The sequence below is a fragment of the Halalkalibacterium ligniniphilum genome (genome assembly GCF_000334155.1).
In the GTDB taxonomy this organism is placed as follows: Bacteria; Bacillota; Bacilli; order Bacillales; family Bacillaceae_D; genus Halalkalibacterium; species Halalkalibacterium ligniniphilum.
In genome coordinates this window covers 1-17,796 of sequence record NZ_ANNK01000081.1, presented here as the reverse complement: position 1 = coordinate 17,796, position 17,796 = coordinate 1, and the positions used below count along the sequence as shown (strand labels likewise).

16 protein-coding genes are annotated in these 17,796 nt (G+C 41.6%); all 16 read right to left on the bottom strand.

The window, feature by feature from the left end; genetic code table 11:
- Positions 1-891: recombinase RecA (gene recA, locus BLT_RS0108620; protein ID WP_017727389.1), on the bottom strand; the 891-nt coding region annotated here is incomplete at its 3' end.
- 385 nt (positions 892-1,276) lie between these two features.
- Entirely contained in the window at positions 1,277-2,902 is a 1,626-nt protein-coding gene (locus BLT_RS0108615) for a DEAD/DEAH box helicase (protein WP_017727388.1), read from the bottom strand.
- Complete coding sequence (locus BLT_RS0108610; protein ID WP_017727387.1) at positions 2,899-4,149, bottom strand: competence/damage-inducible protein A; 1,251 nt, start codon at positions 4,147-4,149, stop codon at positions 2,899-2,901. Before BLT_RS0108610 ends, BLT_RS0108615 begins: the two co-directional genes overlap by 4 nt.
- 15 nt (positions 4,150-4,164) lie before the next feature.
- Positions 4,165-4,743, bottom strand: a complete 579-nt coding sequence (gene pgsA, locus BLT_RS0108605; protein WP_026105041.1) for a CDP-diacylglycerol--glycerol-3-phosphate 3-phosphatidyltransferase — start codon at positions 4,741-4,743, stop codon at positions 4,165-4,167.
- Positions 4,744-4,770: 27 nt separating this feature from the next.
- Positions 4,771-5,265 (bottom strand): YajQ family cyclic di-GMP-binding protein, encoded by a 495-nt coding sequence (locus tag BLT_RS0108600; RefSeq protein WP_017727385.1) that lies wholly within the window; start codon positions 5,263-5,265, stop codon positions 4,771-4,773.
- A 208-nt stretch (positions 5,266-5,473) separates the two neighbouring features.
- Entirely contained in the window at positions 5,474-6,361 is an 888-nt protein-coding gene (locus tag BLT_RS0108595; RefSeq protein WP_017727384.1) for a helix-turn-helix domain-containing protein, read from the bottom strand.
- A gap of 22 nt (positions 6,362-6,383) precedes the next feature.
- Positions 6,384-7,157 (bottom strand): DUF3388 domain-containing protein, encoded by a 774-nt coding sequence (locus tag BLT_RS0108590; protein ID WP_017727383.1) that lies wholly within the window; start codon positions 7,155-7,157, stop codon positions 6,384-6,386.
- 510 nt (positions 7,158-7,667) lie between these two features.
- Positions 7,668-7,922 (bottom strand): DUF3243 domain-containing protein, encoded by a 255-nt coding sequence (locus tag BLT_RS0108585; RefSeq protein WP_017727382.1) that lies wholly within the window; start codon positions 7,920-7,922, stop codon positions 7,668-7,670.
- Between the two features lie 87 nt (positions 7,923-8,009).
- Positions 8,010-8,735, bottom strand: a complete 726-nt coding sequence (gene ymfI / locus BLT_RS0108580) for an elongation factor P 5-aminopentanone reductase (RefSeq protein ID WP_017727381.1) — start codon at positions 8,733-8,735, stop codon at positions 8,010-8,012.
- Positions 8,732-10,030, bottom strand: a complete 1,299-nt coding sequence (yfmH, locus tag BLT_RS0108575; protein ID WP_017727380.1) for an EF-P 5-aminopentanol modification-associated protein YfmH — start codon at positions 10,028-10,030, stop codon at positions 8,732-8,734. The genes ymfI and yfmH overlap by 4 nt, the downstream gene beginning before the upstream one ends.
- Positions 10,027-11,316: an EF-P 5-aminopentanol modification-associated protein YfmF gene (yfmF, locus tag BLT_RS0108570; protein ID WP_017727379.1), complete on the bottom strand. Its 1,290-nt coding sequence runs from the start codon at positions 11,314-11,316 to the stop codon at positions 10,027-10,029. Before yfmF ends, yfmH begins: the two co-directional genes overlap by 4 nt.
- 51 nt (positions 11,317-11,367) lie before the next feature.
- A complete protein-coding gene (locus BLT_RS0108565; protein WP_017727378.1) occupies positions 11,368-12,096 on the bottom strand; it encodes a GntR family transcriptional regulator in 729 nt (242 codons plus the stop codon).
- A gap of 104 nt (positions 12,097-12,200) precedes the next feature.
- Positions 12,201-14,558: an FtsK/SpoIIIE family DNA translocase gene (locus BLT_RS0108560; protein ID WP_017727377.1), complete on the bottom strand. Its 2,358-nt coding sequence runs from the start codon at positions 14,556-14,558 to the stop codon at positions 12,201-12,203.
- 280 nt (positions 14,559-14,838) lie between these two features.
- Positions 14,839-15,060, bottom strand: coding sequence for a YlzJ-like family protein (locus BLT_RS0108555; protein WP_017727376.1), 222 nt, complete (start codon positions 15,058-15,060; stop codon positions 14,839-14,841).
- The gene (locus BLT_RS0108550) at positions 15,057-15,800 is read right to left on the bottom strand and encodes a ClpP family protease (protein ID WP_017727375.1); all 744 of its coding nucleotides are present in this window, start codon (positions 15,798-15,800) and stop codon (positions 15,057-15,059) included. Before BLT_RS0108550 ends, BLT_RS0108555 begins: the two co-directional genes overlap by 4 nt.
- 885 nt (positions 15,801-16,685) lie before the next feature.
- The coding region (locus tag BLT_RS0108545) for a ribonuclease J (RefSeq protein ID WP_017727374.1) at positions 16,686-17,796 on the bottom strand (1,111 nt) is incomplete at its 5' end.

The following is a 17,796-nucleotide window of genomic DNA, read 5'->3' as shown; positions in this document are numbered from 1 at the left end:
GCCAAGACGCTCTTCCTCAAAGGAATACCAAGCCCCACTCTTTACGACGATATCAAGCTCAGAGGCAATATCAAGAATCGAACCTTCTCGAGAAATTCCCTCACCATACATAATGTCTACTTCCGCTTGTTTGAATGGCGGTGCGACTTTGTTTTTCACGACTTTAATTTTTGTTTTATTACCAACCATATCGTTTCCTTGCTTTAATGTTTCAGCACGTCTCACTTCGAGTCGTACAGATGAGTAGAATTTTAACGCACGACCACCGGGTGTTGTTTCAGGATTCCCGAACATCACCCCAACTTTTTCACGAATTTGGTTGATAAAAATCGCAATTGTTTTCGACTTATTGATCGCTCCTGAAAGCTTGCGAAGGGCTTGTGACATTAAGCGCGCTTGTAAGCCTACATGAGAGTCTCCCATATCACCCTCAATCTCTGCTTTTGGAACAAGAGCTGCCACACTATCAATGACAATCATCTCAACAGCACCGCTACGTACAAGAGCTTCAGCAATTTCTAATGCTTGTTCCCCTGTATCTGGCTGTGAAAGAAGAAGCTCGTCAATATTAACACCGAGCTTTTGTGCATACACAGGATCTAACGCGTGTTCAGCATCAATAAAAGCCGCTTGACCTCCGTTACGCTGTACTTCTGCAATCGCATGAAGAGCGACCGTAGTCTTACCTGAAGATTCCGGACCATATACTTCAATAATTCTTCCCCGTGGGTATCCACCGACACCAAGGGCAATGTCCAAGGCTAGTGCACCACTTGAAACGGTTGAAACACGTTGCTCAGCTTGTTCCCCCAACTTCATAATAGAGCCTTTACCAAATTGCTTTTCAATTTGCCGCAACGCCATATCCAGAGCTGCTTTACGATCACTCATTCGTCATCTCTCCTCTATAAATAAGCATGATCATATGCGAATCTATGTTTTCTTCTTTTATTACTATACCCTGTTTTGATTCATTTGCCAATAGGTTTTACGAACATTTATTCGCTTTTTTGAGCAGATGGGGAAAATAGGAAGGAATAGGGCTGGTACATAATGAACGTGTATGATTGAAAACGCGAACAGTGCACAACCTTAGTGGAGGAAATATACGTAGTCAAAGGCAAGGGTGAGACTCCACAGTGCATAAGCACGAGGAGGCTCACCAGCCGCCCGCGGATAGCGAAGTATATTTCCGAAGCGATTGCTATGCATCAATTATCATGACGTTCGGATTTCTCTTCAATAAAAACTCTTTTGTCCCAGCCCCTCGTTGTTGTTATGTGCGATTTGGTGTGCGATGTTCCCTATTCGGTGTGCGGTTTTCCCGCTTCGGACGGGGCTTTGCTGGTTCTAGATTGACACGGGCACCATTGATCCGTGAATAACGAAGGGCTTCATACACGAATGGCGCTACATCTTCTGGAACCTCAACAAACGTAAAGTTTTCAAATATATCAATTCGTCCAATCGCTTTACCAGGAATCCCTACAAGCTCAGCGATCTCTTCAATTAAGATTTTCGGGCTCATGTTTACATTTCGTCCGACGTTAATGAAGAAACGAACCATGCCTTTAGCTCCACCTGTTTCACCAAAATTATATCCTGCATCTTCAGAACCTGTATCTGTAGAGAAATTCATTTTTAATAGTGCCGTTACAACATCTTCAGCAGTATGATTCGCTAAAATGTCATGAACCAATGGAGCAAAAAGCTTTTTCTCATCCGAATCTTGTACAATCACATCTTCAATTTGTTTTTTCCACGATCCTTGCTGCTTTTCAACAACTTCTTCAATCGTTGGAACTTCCTGTGAAGGGATCGGCATCTTAATTTCATTTTCAATCGAACGAAGATGCTTCATTTCTCTCGGCGTGACAAGCGTTAGTGCCAATCCTTTACGTCCCGCACGGCCTGTACGACCAATTCGGTGAACGTAGCTTTCAGGGTCTTGCGGAATGTCATAGTTAATGACATGGGTGACATTTCCAACATCAATGCCACGAGCTGCTACATCGGTCGCAATCAAAAATTCAATCGATGAATCACGGAATTTTTTCATGACTGCATCACGTTGTGACTGCGTTAAATCACCGTGAAGGCCATCAGCAATATATCCTCGCGCTTGCAAGGCTTCTGTTAGTTCAGCAACACCCTTTTTTGTACGGCAAAACAAAATACCCAGCTCAATGTCTTCACTATCAATGATCCGACATAAAGAATCAAGCTTATTTCTTTCTAATACTTTATAATACATTTGATCAATGGAAGGCGCTGTGACTTCACCACGGTTAATGGAAACCGTTGTTGGATTGTTCATATATTTACGGGACAGCTTTTTAATCGCTGGTGGCATTGTTGCTGAAAACAATAAGGTTTGTCGTTCTTCATTAACTTGGCGAAGAATCGATTCAATATCATCAATAAAGCCCATATCAAGCATTTCATCCGCCTCGTCAAGAACAACCGTATGAACCCGGTCAAGCTTCAAAGTGTTGCGGCGAAGATGATCAATCATTCGTCCAGGAGTTCCAATGACTACTTGAACCCCTTGCTTTAACGCACGAATTTGATGACCAATTGACTGTCCACCGTAAATAGGAAGGGTCCGAATGGACTTGTATTTTGAAAGCTTTTGCAGCTCCCCTGATACTTGAATCGCAAGTTCTCTAGTCGGCGTAAGAATTAATGCTTGTACATGACGCTCGGTTGTTACTTTATCAATCACTGGAATCCCAAACGCTGCTGTTTTTCCAGTTCCAGTTTGCGCCTGCCCGATCACGTCTCCACCTGTTAAAATCGCAGGAATTGCTTTTTCTTGGATTGGAGATGGCTCTTCAAAACCCATTTCTGCAATCGCTTTTTTTACTTGCTCTGATATTGCAAATTCATTAAAATATGTCATTCTACATAATTCCACCTTTTCAATTCTTTCAATATATAATAACAACCATACTGAATCGAGCGCTCTCGAATAAGCTCTCTGCCTCCAGCTAATTGAAGCCTATGGGCGATTGGCTCCTGTTTTCCAACCACAATCCCAAGATAAACCGTCCCTGGCTCCTTGCCTTCTAAAGCTGCCGGTCCAGCAACTCCAGTAAAACTAATCCCCACATCAGTCTGACAGCGTTGTTGAATTCCGAGAGCCATTTCCTTTGCACACGCTTCACTGACTGCACCATCTGTCTCTAAAACCGTCTTCGAAACATTCAACCACGATTGTTTGGCTTCATTCGTATAGGTTGTCACCCCGCCATAAAAACAGGAAGACGCTTCTGCAATCGAGGTGAAACGGGCACCAAACAGTCCGCCAGTCAAGCTTTCTGCGCTAGCAATGGTTAATTTTTTTTGTTGGAGAGCGGCAAACAGCTCTTTCATTAAGGATGTATCGTCATAACCATATAAATAAGTCCCAACACGTTCAGTAATTTTATTTTCAGTTCGATCAAGAAGGGCCTTCGCTACAGCTGGATCACGATGCTTCACAGTTAAGCGGAGTGTAACCTCTCCATCACCAGCTAACGGGGCAATCGTGGGGTTCGTTTGCTGTTCAAGTAAATCTTCTAGCTCCGCTTCAAGGGCAGACTCGCCAATTCCAAAAAAACGAAGCACACGAGACGTAATTTGCTCACCTGTACCTTTTTCACGAAGAAGAGGTAGCAATTTCTCTTTCACCATCGGCTCCATTTCTTTCGGCGGCCCTGGCAGAAGCACAAATTTTTTCCCTTCTTTTTCAACGAACATTCCTGGAGCAAGACCGTGGTCATTTTCTAAAACGGTGGCTCCTTCAATTACAAGCGCCTGCTTTCGATTATTTTCAGTCATAACAAGTTGGCGGCGTACAAAAAATGCTTCAATTTGTTCCATTGCCACTTGATCGTATACAAGATTTCGCCCTAGAAAAGCAGCAACGACTTCCTTTGTTACATCATCCTTCGTCGGTCCAAGCCCACCTGTTAAAACAATCAGATCTGAACGCTCTACAGCGTGAGAAAGAACGTCGTGAAGTCGTGTTGCGTTGTCTCCAACAACGGTATGATAATAGACATTTATTCCACTTTCCGCAAGGGCTTGTGACAAATAACGACCATTCGTATTCACAATTTGTCCGAGCAATAATTCAGATCCAACCGCAATTAATTCACCGTTCATCAGACCACCTCAAGATTATTTGGTTTTTAACAAGATATGCTTGTTTTTTTGAAAATAATCGATTCCGGATATGATGGTTAGGATGGTCGCAATCCAAATGGCAATCGTAGCAAATGGAAACCCAATGGCTGAAAAAGGAGCGTTATAAAGCATTAATGCTGAAATAGCTACGATTTGTGAGACGGTTTTTAACTTCCCAAGATTGCTCGCCGCAATCACTTCACCTTCAGCCGATGCAACCAAACGTATTCCCGTCACAGCAAACTCACGACTAATGATAACAATGGCCATCCAAGCGGGTAAAAGCTGGAGCTCTACGAGGCCAATTAAAGCGGCTGTGATTAACAATTTGTCTGCAAGAGGATCTAAAAACTTGCCAAAATTCGTTACGAGCTGGAGCTTCCTGGCATAGTAACCGTCTAACCAATCCGTTGCTGAGGCAACGATAAACAAAAAAACAGCCAGCAAATGAGCGGTTGGAATATCTACCCCAAACCCTTGCCATGTTCCTAGATTGATTGGTGCAAGCAAAAATACAAGAAACAATGGGATTAAGCAGATCCGAGAGATTGTAATTTTATTTGGTAAATTCACGTTCAATGTCCCTACCTTCCATCAAGTCTACCGCATGTTGACAAATTGAACGGGAAAATCGAGGTCCTGTTCTTTTATAAGCTGAATAACTGCTTGCAAGTCATCAATGCTTTTAGCGAAGACACGCACTTGTTCGTTTTGAATTTGAGCTTTCACTTTTAAGTTGGCATCCCGAATCAATTTAGTAAGTTTTTTTGCTCGATCTGAGCTAATACCAGATATAAGCGTAATCACTTGTCTGACGGTTCCGCCAGATGCTTTTTCAACCTTTCCAAACTCCATGACTTTTTGAGATAGCCCGCGTTTAATAAATTTAGACTTCAAAATGTCAATGACACTTTCAAGTTTATACTCATCGTCTGAAATCACTGTCACTTGGTTATCGCCAGTCCGTTCAATGGAGCTTTTTGAACCTTTGAAATCGTAGCGATTCGTTATTTCTTTTACAGCAAGATTTATGGCGTTATCCACCTCTTGAATTTGCACCTCGGATACGAGGTCAAAGGAATGTTCCTTTGCCACCTGTCATCATCCTTCCTCTCTATCTGCATCAAGCATACTCTCAAGGCCTACAATGTATTGTACCATAATATAGTCTGAATTCGAAAATTTAAATTCAATCCAAAATAGTCATTATTCCCTCCTTCTCGTTCGTTTCGGCTCCCATGCGTTTGTTATATTTATCTTTTTATCCATAAAAAAAGCTACCAAGTTGGCAGCTTTATCGAGCTTATTCTTCTGTTTCATTGACAACAGTAATATTCACTTTTTGATGAGGAATATCTAAAGCAAATTCAAACGGATCACCGTTTATAACAAAATCGACGAACTGGGATGCGCCAAAATTAAATTCCGCTCCTTCTTGCCCACTGAAGTCGTAGACTAGTTCATCCCCTTCTTCGGCGTTATCTGCAAAATGAGATTCCCCATCAGCGGTTGTAACACCGACATAGGACGTACCATTAAAACGAATCACAACGTCAAAACGGTCCGTTCCAGACAGCTCGTAATAGGAAGTGTTTCCTTGTGTCTCCACAAACGCCAAATTAAAATGCTCCTCTTCAATCGGTGCTTCTTCCACTTCTTCTACTGGCGCTTCAGCCTCGTCCTCTTCTTTCCGCAGATCATTAGTCTCTTCAGGAAGTTCATCTAGTTCTCCAACCTCTGCTTCTACTGGTGCGGTATCTTCCTCTGGAGGAACAGCATTTTCATCACTATCTCTTTGCACGACGAGCCAAATTCCAACGGCAACGACAATCAGAAAGGCGAGCCCAATTAACATTGGAAACATGGACGTTGCTTTCGAACGATCTGCTGGTAGTGGTCCTTTTGTCCGATTTGAACGCTCGGATCTTGACGGCAAATCCTCGATTTCCTTCTGCGGGTTCGGAAGCTCATGCTTAAACTCATCAAACAATTGCTCATGGTCGATTCCCACTGCCTCTGCGTAAGTTTTGACAAACGCTCTGGCGTAAAATAAGCCTGGGAGCGTTTCAAACCGCCCCTCTTCAATCGCTTTTAAATAGCGCTTCTGAATCTTTGTTGTACGCTGTAAATCTTCTAATGAAATTTGTTTTTGTTCACGGGTTTCCCGCAAACGTTGTCCTAACTCTGACACTGCTAACACCCCATCTACCAACTTAACTGATATCAAAAGAGGAAAAGCCTGACTCAACAACCTCGTACGTGATTTCTTCTCCCTCGTCATTTCTCAATTCGATAATGCAATCAAAGTCTTCGAGCTCATATTCTGTTTCACGGACAAAGATGTCAGGATGCTCCACGACCTTTACAGCTGGAATCCGCATAATTTCCCTTACAAGCATTCGATGTTTTTCCGTGGCACGCATCGTGGAAACGATCCCATCGATAATAAAAATGTGATCCTCACTTAACTCATCATCAGCCAATTGACTACGAACCGTTTGGCGTAAAAGCGTTGATGAAATAAACGACCACCTTTTATTTGCACAAACACTTGCCGCGACCACCGACTCTGTTTTTCCTACACGAGGCATCCCCCGAATTCCAACAAGATAATGTTCATCTCTTTTAAATAGCTCAGCCATAAAATCGACCAGCAACCCGAGCTCTGTTCGAATAAAACGAAACGTTTTACGATCATCTGCATCTCTTTCAATGTAGCGACCATGTCGAATCGCCAATCGGTCACGAAGCCTTGGTTCACGAAATTTTGTGACGGTGATATCATCAATTGTCTCTAAAATCGCTTGGAATCGCAACACTTGGTTATCACTTGCACTTCGAATCAGCATCCCTCTGCGCATATCATCAACACCATTAATGGTCACAATGTTAATGGATAACATCCCTAGCAATGAAGAAATATCACCTAAAAGACCCGGTCTGTTTTTATGTATATGATATTCTAAATACCATTCTTTCAGATCCATTTGGACAACCCCTTACAAAGCTTCAGCCATCGTAAGACAAGAAACGACCATTCCCGTCATCCATCGCTTTCTCTAGGAGTTATGTATGACAAAAGCAGCTATTTTTCTATGATATTTTTATGATAATTGATTTTAGGAACATTGAAAAGAGATTTATGGCATGATTTATCAAAGCTTTCTATAAAATTATGTAAACTCACCAATGAAGCGATGTTATTATCTGAAGCAACACCCACAGACTGATAGGCAAAAAAATGCATCATTTCCCATTTATTTTTTTGAAAAAGCTCGAGTCGAACGTTTGGAACTAGACATCATCGATTATATCCTTTCTCATCTTTAAGAACAAAACATGGCTTTTCGCTAAGTACATACTAGCAAAAGACTTCGTTGAAGGTATACTTGAGCGTTCAAATTTTTAACGACGTCGATAACCTTTTCTGTTAAATATTATTTATACGTTCTTAACGTGTTAAGAAAAACGCCGCTTTAAAAGCGGCGTTCTCATTATTAATGATTGTTCTGTTGCACAAGCTTAACCATCATATTTGCAATTGCATGCTGCTCTTTCTCATCCGCTACTTTCCATAATTCCGCCAAGACGCGCTCTTGTTCGTTTTTAGGATCGACTTGGTTCGCCAAATATTCACCAACTTGATAAGCAACATCAGAAATAATATTTTGATTCATCCCTTCACTTGAAGCTTGTTGAAGGCGGTCGCCCAAAAAATTTTTCCATTGATCCCAGTTGTCAAGTACTGACATCTTGTTCCCTCCTTGAAATAAACTTCTCCATTATTTTTCCAAGAAGGTGGAAGCTTATGCATGAAATTGGCGATGACGAATCTTTTTTTAGCAGTACCACCCACCATTAATTGATAAAATTTGACCATTTATGTAATTTGCTTTATCAGAGCAGAGAAATGCGATGGCATGGGCAACATCATCAGGGGTTCCTAACCTTCCTGCTGGAATTTCTGCTTGTAAATCGTTTTTTTCTTGCTCTGTATAAACATCAAGCATCGGTGTTAAAATCGCCCCAGGTGCTACTCCGTTTACTTGGATATTGTTTAGCGCCACTTCTTTCGCCAGCGCCTTTACAAAGCTGTTCATTCCACCTTTCGCAGCTGAATAAGCAACTTCATACGCTCCCCCTGTTTCACCCCAAATAGAAGAAACAGCAATCACTTTCCCCGATCGCTGTCGAATCATATGAGGGAGAAATGCTTGCGTTATATGCATCATCGAAAGCAGATGAACATTCATTAGACGAAAAAGCTCATCGTACGCCAGATCTGTAAATAAGCCTTCATGACTAACGCCTCCTGAATGAACAAACACATCAATCGTCTTTGGAATGAGTGATAGAAGAGATTTTGTACCTTCTATCGTGCTTAAATCTCCTTGTACAGGAACCGCATCTGCACCTTTTTCTTCAAGCTCCTTCACTAAAGCATCAATTGCTTCCTTGTCACGATTATAATGAACGTAAAGGGTTCGGCCCGGTGTAGCTAATTCTCTAGCTGTCGCCGCACCGATGCCTCCCGAAGCCCCTGTTATAAATCCTTGCCTTATCACTTTTCTACAAACCCTTCAGGCTTCACTTGACAAACTGTAAAGCGTTCGAAACTAAAATGATCATGCAACACCTCCGTCAGCGCCTCAACAGTTAAGCTTTCAAGTGTCGGAACGACGTTAAATAAATCCATTTTGTTGAAGGCGTAACGAGTAAATTGGTTAGCAATGTATTCAGGGCTATTTAACGAACGTAAAAACGCACCAATTTTCTTTTTAATTGCCCGGTTTACCTCAGCTTCAGTTAATGGCGTTGCAACAAAATCTCCCACCATTTTTTCGATCGTTTCTGCTAATTTATCTGGATGGTTTGTGTCCCCACCAAGAATCGTAAAACCAAAGCCATATTCAGACGTATGGTCAAAGGAGAACGATTCATCAATCAAGCCTTCATCGTACAGCTTTTGGTAGTTTTTAGTACCTTGACCAAAAATCAGGTCGAGCAAAACATTGATAGCCAGCTCCCGTTTCATTAATTCTTCACCTTGACGCGCTGGATGGACTTCCTTAAAGCCCACTAAACACTTCGGTGTTTGAACAGACATTGGAATCACTTGTTTTTTCTTTGCCACTTCTTTAGGCTCTGCTGCAAAGAAGCGTTGCACCTCTTCAGGCTTTTTAAAGGATTTCTTTGCTTGGTTATTGCGTACTAGTGAGATCATTTCATCTTGGTCGACTGGACCAACGATAAACAGCAGCATGTTATTTGGGTGGTAAAAGGTTTCATAGCATTGATAGAGCAAGTCTTTTGTAATTTTTGAAATCGATTCAATTGTCCCTGCAATATCGCTTTTTACTGGATGGTATTCATACATGTTTTCGATAAGTCCAAAATAGACGCGCCAATCAGGATTATCATCGTACATTGTAATTTCTTGGCCAATAATCCCCTTTTCTTTTTCAACACTTTCTTCTGTAAAATATGGATGCTGAACGAAGTCTAATAACGTTTCCACATTTTTATTCACATTGGATGTGCTTGAGAACAAATACGCTGTTCGTGTAAAACTAGTGAACGCGTTAGCTGAAGCTCCTTGCTTACTAAAATCTTGAAATACGTCCCCTTCCTCGTCCTCAAACATTTTGTGTTCAAGAAAATGGGCAATTCCATCTGGTACTCGAATCGCTTCTTTTTCGCCAATTGGAATAAATTCTTGATCGATGGATCCGTATTTCGTCGTAAATGTAGCATAGGTTTTATTGAACCCTGGTTTTGGAAGGATGTAGACATCCAAGCCGTTCTCAAGCTGTTCATGATAGAGCGTTTCTCCTAATTGTTCAAAAGTATGTGCTTTCATGACGTGGCCTCCTTTCCTTTTAAGAAATAAATTGTATCAAGCTTTACTTTTTTTGCTGCTTCAATAATATCTTCTTTTGTTACGTCATCAATTTCACGTAACCATTGATCAATGCTCCGCTCAAAGCCGCTAACAACCGTATGATAGACAAGCTCCACATGACCTCTTGCCACATCTGTCGTTTCAAGCAGCTGATTTTTTAGCATCGCCTTTGTTTGTTCCACTTCTTCATCACTAAATGAGCCTTGACACATCAGGTCGTGCTGTTCTTTTATAATGGCAACGGCTTTGTCATAATTGGCAAAATCAATTCCTGACATGACCATCATTAAGCCTTTATGACTTTCAAACCTAGAGGCTGCATAATAAGCTAAGCTTTCTTTTTCACGAACGTTAATAAATAGTTTCGAGTGAGAGAAGCCGCCAAAGAGTCCATTCATGACTTGCATTGGTACATAGTCTGGATCCTTAAATGTTGTATAGGTTCTGTAGCCTATATGGAGCTTCCCTTGTTTTACATCTTGTTCTTCAAAAACAACATTCTCAGCCGCCACTTCGGGGCTTGGTGTCGTTTCAGTTGCCTGTTCTCTTCTTTCATTATTCATTAAGCCTGAAAAATAGGTGTTAACGTGTGAAAGTAACTCCTCTTCTGGTACAGTCCCAACGACAAATAAATCGATTCGATCTTGATTGAGCATCTCTTGATAGTAGGAATATAAATCCTCATTAGAAATGTTATCAACCTGCTCTTTCTTCCCATAGGTTGATAAACCATAAGGCTCATTTTTACACATTTCCTCCGTAATTCGCACATTTGCATAGCGCATCTTATCATCATAAATCGATTGAATTTGTTGAACTAAGGCACGCTTTTCATTTTTTACAATTGTTTCATCAAAACGTCCGGACACTACTTTTGGTTCAAGAAGAATTTCACTTAGAAGAGCCACTCCTTTTTCAAAAAGAGGCGAGTGATCAGATAGAAATTGTTCATTTGCAATGTCCAAACGAATCGTAATAATGTGTTGTTCCCCTTTTTTCTGAACATCTGTTGACAAAAGTGCGCCATACAAATCATCGAGTCGTTGGCGTATCTCGATTCTTGACGGAGACTTCATGGTTCCGTTCGGCAAAACATTTGATAGGAGTGCTCTTTTTGCTGCCGTCTCTTCTTGAAGTGGTGCTTTTAACATGAGAATTAACGAATTTGTTTTATATTTAGCGGTCTCAATCATATGGACATGAAGACCATTCAGATGAATATGGTGTTCCTCAATCCCTTTCATATGCAACATCTCCTTTTTTGCCGTATCCTCTTTTGATATTCTGGGCTTAGGTTATGCTTTCACTCGTTTTCTTACTACATGAAACTTAAATTTATCAGCACGAAAATAGTTTAATGAATAAAGCAAAGGCTGTTCTGTTTGATCATAATGCACCTGTTTTAAAAGGAGCAATGAGGTTTCCGGATCACATTCAAGAATTTCTGAAATAGTTTCGTGAAAACCAATCGGCTCAATATATGTCACCGCATGTGTAATGGTACGATCAGATTCCTCTTCTAAATAGCGAAAAATTGATTTAATTTCGTGAACTGATTGATGCTTAATGTATTCACTTGGAATTTTATCCTCACAATAAACAACAGGAACGCCATCTGCCGTTCGGACTCGTTCTATCACAAGCATCTCCTCAAGTCCCTCATCGTTAAATTTCCGCAAATCATCCTCAGTTGCTTCCTTTATCTGAGAAGAGAGAAAAATTGTACCTGGCTTCATGTTTGCTTGGACAATCATGTCACTCACGCTATAAAGTTCTTCAATTCCTGCTGAAAATAAAGGCTTCGAATGAACAAAAGTCCCTACACCATGGCGACGAATAACGACCCCCTCTTCTTCTAAGAGACGTAATGCTTCTCTGAGTGTGGCGCGAGAAATCCCTAACTGCTTAGATAATTCAAATTCAGAAGGGAGCTTTTGACCTTCTTTATAAATGTTTGTTTCAATGTCCTGCTTTATTTTGTCAATAACTTGTAAATATAACGGTCGCTGATCTGCTTTAATCACACTCTCCACCCCTTATGCTCATCCATGTTCTTTCATTTTTTTTAAGGGAATGCTTCTAAGTCATACTTCCCTTTTTTCCCCTATCCACTCTCTCTATCTACGACTTACTGCGAAGATGCTTCATCTTCTTTTTGTCTATCAACTAAAACTTCCCGAGGTTTGCTTCCTTCATAAGGACCAACAATACCACGTATTTCCATTTCATCAATTAATCGAGCTGCTCTTGTGTAGCCAATTCGGAAGCGACGCTGCAGCATAGAGACAGAAGCCGTGTTCATTTCAATAACAAGAGCAACAGCCTCATCATATAAATCATCATTTACTTTTTCAGCCACTTGGGCCTCTTCTGAAGGAATCATCTCCTCTTGGTACTGGGCTTTCTGTTGAGAAATGACAAAGTGTACAACTTCTTCCACCTCTTCATCAGACAAAAAAGCTCCTTGGACCCGAGTGGGCTTCGTTGCTCCCATCGGTAAATAAAGCATATCCCCTCTGCCAAGCAGTTTTTCTGCACCGCCAGCGTCAAGAATCGTACGGGAATCCGTTTGTGAGGAGACACCAAAAGCAATTCGTGAAGGAATATTTGCTTTGATGACGCCTGTAATGACATCAACAGAAGGTCGCTGTGTCGCGATGATCATATGAATTCCAGCAGCCCGCGCCATTTGGGCAAGACGAGCAATCGAGTCTTCCACATCCCCAGATGCAACCATCATTAAATCTGCAAGCTCGTCCACAATCACAACAATATACGGCAAGGTTGGTTGCTTTGCCTCATTCATTTTATTTTGTCTCATGATGACTTCATTGTAGCCTTCAATGTTTCTTGTCCCTGTGTGTGAAAACAAATCATAGCGCCGTTCCATTTCAGCCACAACTTTTTTCAACGCTTGAGACGCTTTCTTCGGTTCTGTAACAACAGGGGTTAACAAATGAGGCACACCATTGTACACATTAAGCTCGACCATTTTCGGATCAATCATCATCAATTTCACCTCATGAGGCTTTGCCTTTAGGAGGATGCTTGTAATAATGCCATTAATGCAAACACTTTTGCCGCTTCCCGTTGCGCCTGCTACAAGCAAATGTGGCATTTTGTTTAAAGGTGCAAAGACGGGCTCTCCTGATATATCACGACCGAGTCCAACAGCGAGGACGTTCAGCTCCTTTTTCGCTTGGGGGGAGTCAAGTACTTCTCTCAGCGTCACAATAGCTACTTCTCGATTGGGTACCTCGATTCCTATCGCAGATTTTCCGGGAATCGGTGCCTCAATCCGAATATCCTTCGCTGCTAACGCTAATGCAAGATCATCGGATAAATTAACAATTCTACTTACTTTCACGCCTACGTCTGGATGGACCTCATATTTTGTAACAGCAGGACCAAGGTGAACCTTTGAAACCTTTGCTTTGACACCAAAGCTTTCCAACGTCTTTTCAAGCTTCCTGGCATTTGCATGGAGCTGTTGCTTCTCAGAATTTTGATTTGGATTATTTGGTAATTTCAATAGGTCAACAGGGGGCAATTGATAGTCTTTATTCGTTTCAATGGCTGTAATAAGAGACACTGGAGGTGCTTCGCCTTCACTCACTTGTTCAACCTCTCGAACCGATTCTTCCTCACCATCACTTGCATTATCTATCTCTGTATTAGGTTCAGAACGCTCTACCTGTTTGTCCATTTCCGCGTTTGTCCGCTGTGAAAAATCCAATATTTCAAGCTCTGTTTGTATTTCTTCTTGTGCTTGTTGTTTTTCCTGCGTGTCCTTCTTTTTTCTACTCGCCTTTTTCGACTGCTCCTCTTTCTCTTCCTTCAGCTTACTCGATACATCTTTTTTCCAGTTCTTTAGATCTTGTTTTGTTTTCTCTACAAGATCTAATAAGAATAGATAACCACGTCGAATACCCTTACCAATTAAATCAGTAATGGATCGGCCTGTTACGAGGATGATCCCTGTAATAAAAAGAATAAAGCATAAAAATAATGTTCCACTATCAGCGAACAAAAAACTGCTAACAGCATAGGCAAGGGCTCCGATCATACCGCCACCTAAATCAGCATTGTTTGTTTCGCCGTACATATCAAGCCAAAATAATGTCCATGTGTTCCGAATAACTGATTGATCTTGAAACCCTTCACTGCCGCCCAAATTACCGAACAACCCAGCATGGCTGAAGAGAAGAATAGAAACAACCATGACATAAACGCCACTCAGCCTTCTGGACCAAAGAGGGGGTTTTTTTCTCTTTATCATAATATAAATGGCACAAATAAAAAGCCCTAATGATAAAAATGCATACCACTCACCGAGGAAAAATCGAAACAGCCGAACAAACGTTTCTCCAACCGTTCCTAGTCGTGCAAAGGCCACAACGGCAAGAACGAGCAGCCCGAGTCCAATAATTTCAAAGGTAAGCTGCGATTTCCACTCGATCTTCTTTTTTTTCTTTCGTCTAGCCATACTTTCACCCTTTACTTCCTGTCATAATATAAAGATAGCCATCATGAATGAAAAAAACAGCCAATATTGGCTGTACCTGACCATGTTTGGATGAAATTATTATAGCACAAGACGAAACCTCTCTACATACGAACTACGTGATAATCTATTATTTCTTTGATTTCTTTCACGCAGCATTTTTCATCCATACACTTTTCATCAAAAATGGAGAGAACAAAAGACTTATTCCCTCCTTTTTTTGCTTTTATTCACGTAGCTAAGCGATTTGTACCTTCCTTTGTTAGAGCTGTGGTTTTGCTTGAATGACAGTGCCTGGGCTATATCGTGTTTGTAAATAATGCATGGGGTTGCCACTGATCAGGCGAACGATTTTGTATTCAGATGGAGCAAGCTCCTCTACAATGAGCATTCCCCCTTCAATCTCAATCATTTGTTGCTTTCGGTAGGTCTCCCAAGCATCTGGGAACATGACCTCATGGGGAACCATCGTATATAAAATCACTGTACTCTTCCTCCTTCAGGGCGGCCGATTTTGTATTGTTCGATCAGCTCATTTAATTTATTTAACGCTTGACCGATGCCTCCTACTTCATTAATTAAGCCATACTCCACTGCATCTGTCCCAACAACATTTGTCCCAATATCCCTTGTTAGATTACCTTTCGAAAACATCAGTTCTTTAAATTTCTCTTCAGTGATTGAGGAATGCTTCGTCACAAAATTCACGACTCGCTCTTGCATTTTGTCTAAGTATTCAAAGGTTTGGGGGACGCCAATGACAAGTCCCGTTAACCGCACAGGATGAATCGTCATCGTTGCAGTCTCAGCGATAAAGGAATAATCAGCAGCGACCGCAATTGGGACACCGATTGAATGTCCGCCGCCTAATACAAGGGTAACAGATGGTTTTGACAAGGAGGCCACCATTTCAGAGATCGCTAAACCTGCCTCCACATCCCCACCTACCGTATTCAAGATAATTAAGAGCCCTTCGATTTTTTTATTTTGCTCTGCTGCAACGAGCTGAGGGATAATATGTTCATATTTTGTTGTTTTGTTTTGCGGAGGGAGCTGCATATGCCCCTCGATTTGTCCAATAACCGTCATACAATGAATATTAGATTGTTCCATTACCGGGACATTGGTTTGTCCTAGCTCTTGAATTTTATCTAAAATGCCTTCGTTTTTTTCATCTTTTTGCGGCTGCTGAGCTTCCTGTGACTCGTTCTGTTCTATGTCCATCACTCATCCTCCTTCTTTTACTTATGGTTAGTATGAGCCGGTGAGAGATTTATCATGCTATTCCTTACCAGTTTCCTACATGCCCTATTGATAACCCGCCGCGACTTCATTGCTTCTACAATCTGCAATGAAGCTCCGTCCCCTTTTCCACAAAATTAGCATAAGTGGCTCGCTCTTCCCACTGGGATGAAAATGAGTACGTCCAGTAACGCTGAGTAACCTGTCAATGAAGGGGTGTGAGCGATAGGCTTCCTGCTTTATCCTCCTGTAAGCTCCGTCCCCTTTTCCACAAAATTAGCATAAGTGGCTCGCTCTTCCCACTGGGATGAAAATGAGTACGTCCAGTAACGCTGAGTAACCTGTCAATGAAGGGGTGTGAGCGATAGGCTTCCTGCTTTATCCTCCTGTAAGCTCCGTCCCCTTTTCCACAAAATTAGCATAAGTGGCTCGCTCTTCCCACTGGGATGAAAATGAGTACGTCCAGTAACGCTGAGTAACCTTTCAATGAAGGGGTGTGAGCGATAGGCTTCCTGCTTTATCATCCTGTAAGCTCCGTCCCCTTTTCCACAAAATTAGCATAAGTGGCTCGCTCTTCCCACTGGGATGAAAATGAGTACGTCCAGTAACGCTGAGTAACCTTTCAATGAAGGGGTGTGAGCGATAGGCTTCCTGCTTTATCATCCTGTAAGCTCCGTCCCCTTTTCCACAAAATTAGCATAAGTGGCTCGCTCTTCCCACTGGGATGAAAATGAGTACGTCCAGTAACGCTGAGTAACCTTTCAATGAAGGGGTGTGAGCGATAAGCTTCCTGCTTTATCATCCTGTAAGCTCCGTCCCCTTTTCCACAAAAAAGAGCATACCTAAAAAGGTACACTCTGTTTGAACTTACACTTCCATAATAATTGGTAAAATCATTGGTCGTCTCTTTGTTTTTTCAAATAAGAATCGACTCAACACATCACGAATGTTACTTTTCATGGAAGACCATTCATTTACGTTTTCGGTTACGCATTTATCCAATGTTTCACTAACAAGTACATTGGCTTTTTCAAGAAGCTGCTCAGATTCTCTAACATAAACAAATCCTCTTGAGATTATGTTCGGTCCTGAAATGATCGCTCCATTTTCTTTATTTAACGTAACAACCACAACAAGAATTCCATCCTTAGAAAGCAACCGTCTGTCACGAAGAACAATGTTGCCAACGTCACCAACACCCAGTCCATCAATCAATACATTTCCTGATGGAACCTTTCCAGCTCGGCGCGCCTGTCCATTCACAAACTCAACCACTTCACCTTTATCAATAATATGAATGTTCTCTTTTTTCACACCCACTCCTATGGCAAGCTCCCGGTGAGCATGCTGCATTCGATACTCTCCGTGAATAGGTAAGAAATAGGTTGGGCGCATAAGATTTAACATTAATTTTAATTCTTCTTGACTACCATGTCCTGAGGCATGGACACGAGAACTACCAAAAACAACATTTGCACCAATGCGGTGGAGCATGTCGATAATCGCTGATACAGATTTCTCATTACCAGGGATTGGTGTAGCAGCAATAATGACCGTGTCACTTGCAGAAATCGTAATTTGACGATGGGCACCTTTTGCCATCCGTGTCAACGCTGACATCGGTTCACCTTGACTACCAGTTGTAATGATAGCCACTTGATGATCGCCATACTTAGAAACTTCATCAATCTCAATAAAAAGGTCGTCAGGAGCTTCTAAATAACCAAGCTTTTTCGCAATCGTTATGACTCTTACCATACTTTTACCAACAATTGCAAGCTTCCGCTTTGTTGAAATAGCTGCTTGAATGACCTGTTGAATACGGTGAACATTGGAAGCAAAGGTCGTGACAATGATACGTCCTTCCGTTCGATCGAACACTTCAAAAATCCCTTGACCAACCTCTGACTCAGATCGTGTCATTCCAGGTCGTTCTGCATTTGTACTGTCAGATAACAAGCAAAGGACGCCACGGTGA

Excerpts from the sequence above, each read along its gene's own strand:
- yfmH (WP_017727380.1), bottom strand. The coding sequence starts at position 10,030 with ATGAAAGCACATACTTTTGAACAATTAGGAGAAACGCTCTATCATGAA.
- yfmF (WP_017727379.1), bottom strand. The coding sequence starts at position 11,316 with ATGAAAGGGATTGAGGAACACCATATTCATCTGAATGGTCTTCATGTC.
- BLT_RS0108590 (WP_017727383.1), bottom strand. The coding sequence starts at position 7,157 with ATGGATCTGAAAGAATGGTATTTAGAATATCATATACATAAAAACAGA.
- BLT_RS0108585 (WP_017727382.1), bottom strand. The coding sequence starts at position 7,922 with ATGTCAGTACTTGACAACTGGGATCAATGGAAAAATTTTTTGGGCGAC.
- BLT_RS0108615 (WP_017727388.1), bottom strand. The coding sequence starts at position 2,902 with ATGACATATTTTAATGAATTTGCAATATCAGAGCAAGTAAAAAAAGCG.
- BLT_RS0108610 (WP_017727387.1), bottom strand. The coding sequence starts at position 4,149 with ATGAACGGTGAATTAATTGCGGTTGGATCTGAATTATTGCTCGGACAA.
- BLT_RS0108560 (WP_017727377.1), bottom strand. The coding sequence starts at position 14,558 with ATGGCTAGACGAAAGAAAAAAAAGAAGATCGAGTGGAAATCGCAGCTT.
- BLT_RS0108550 (WP_017727375.1), bottom strand. The coding sequence starts at position 15,800 with ATGGACATAGAACAGAACGAGTCACAGGAAGCTCAGCAGCCGCAAAAA.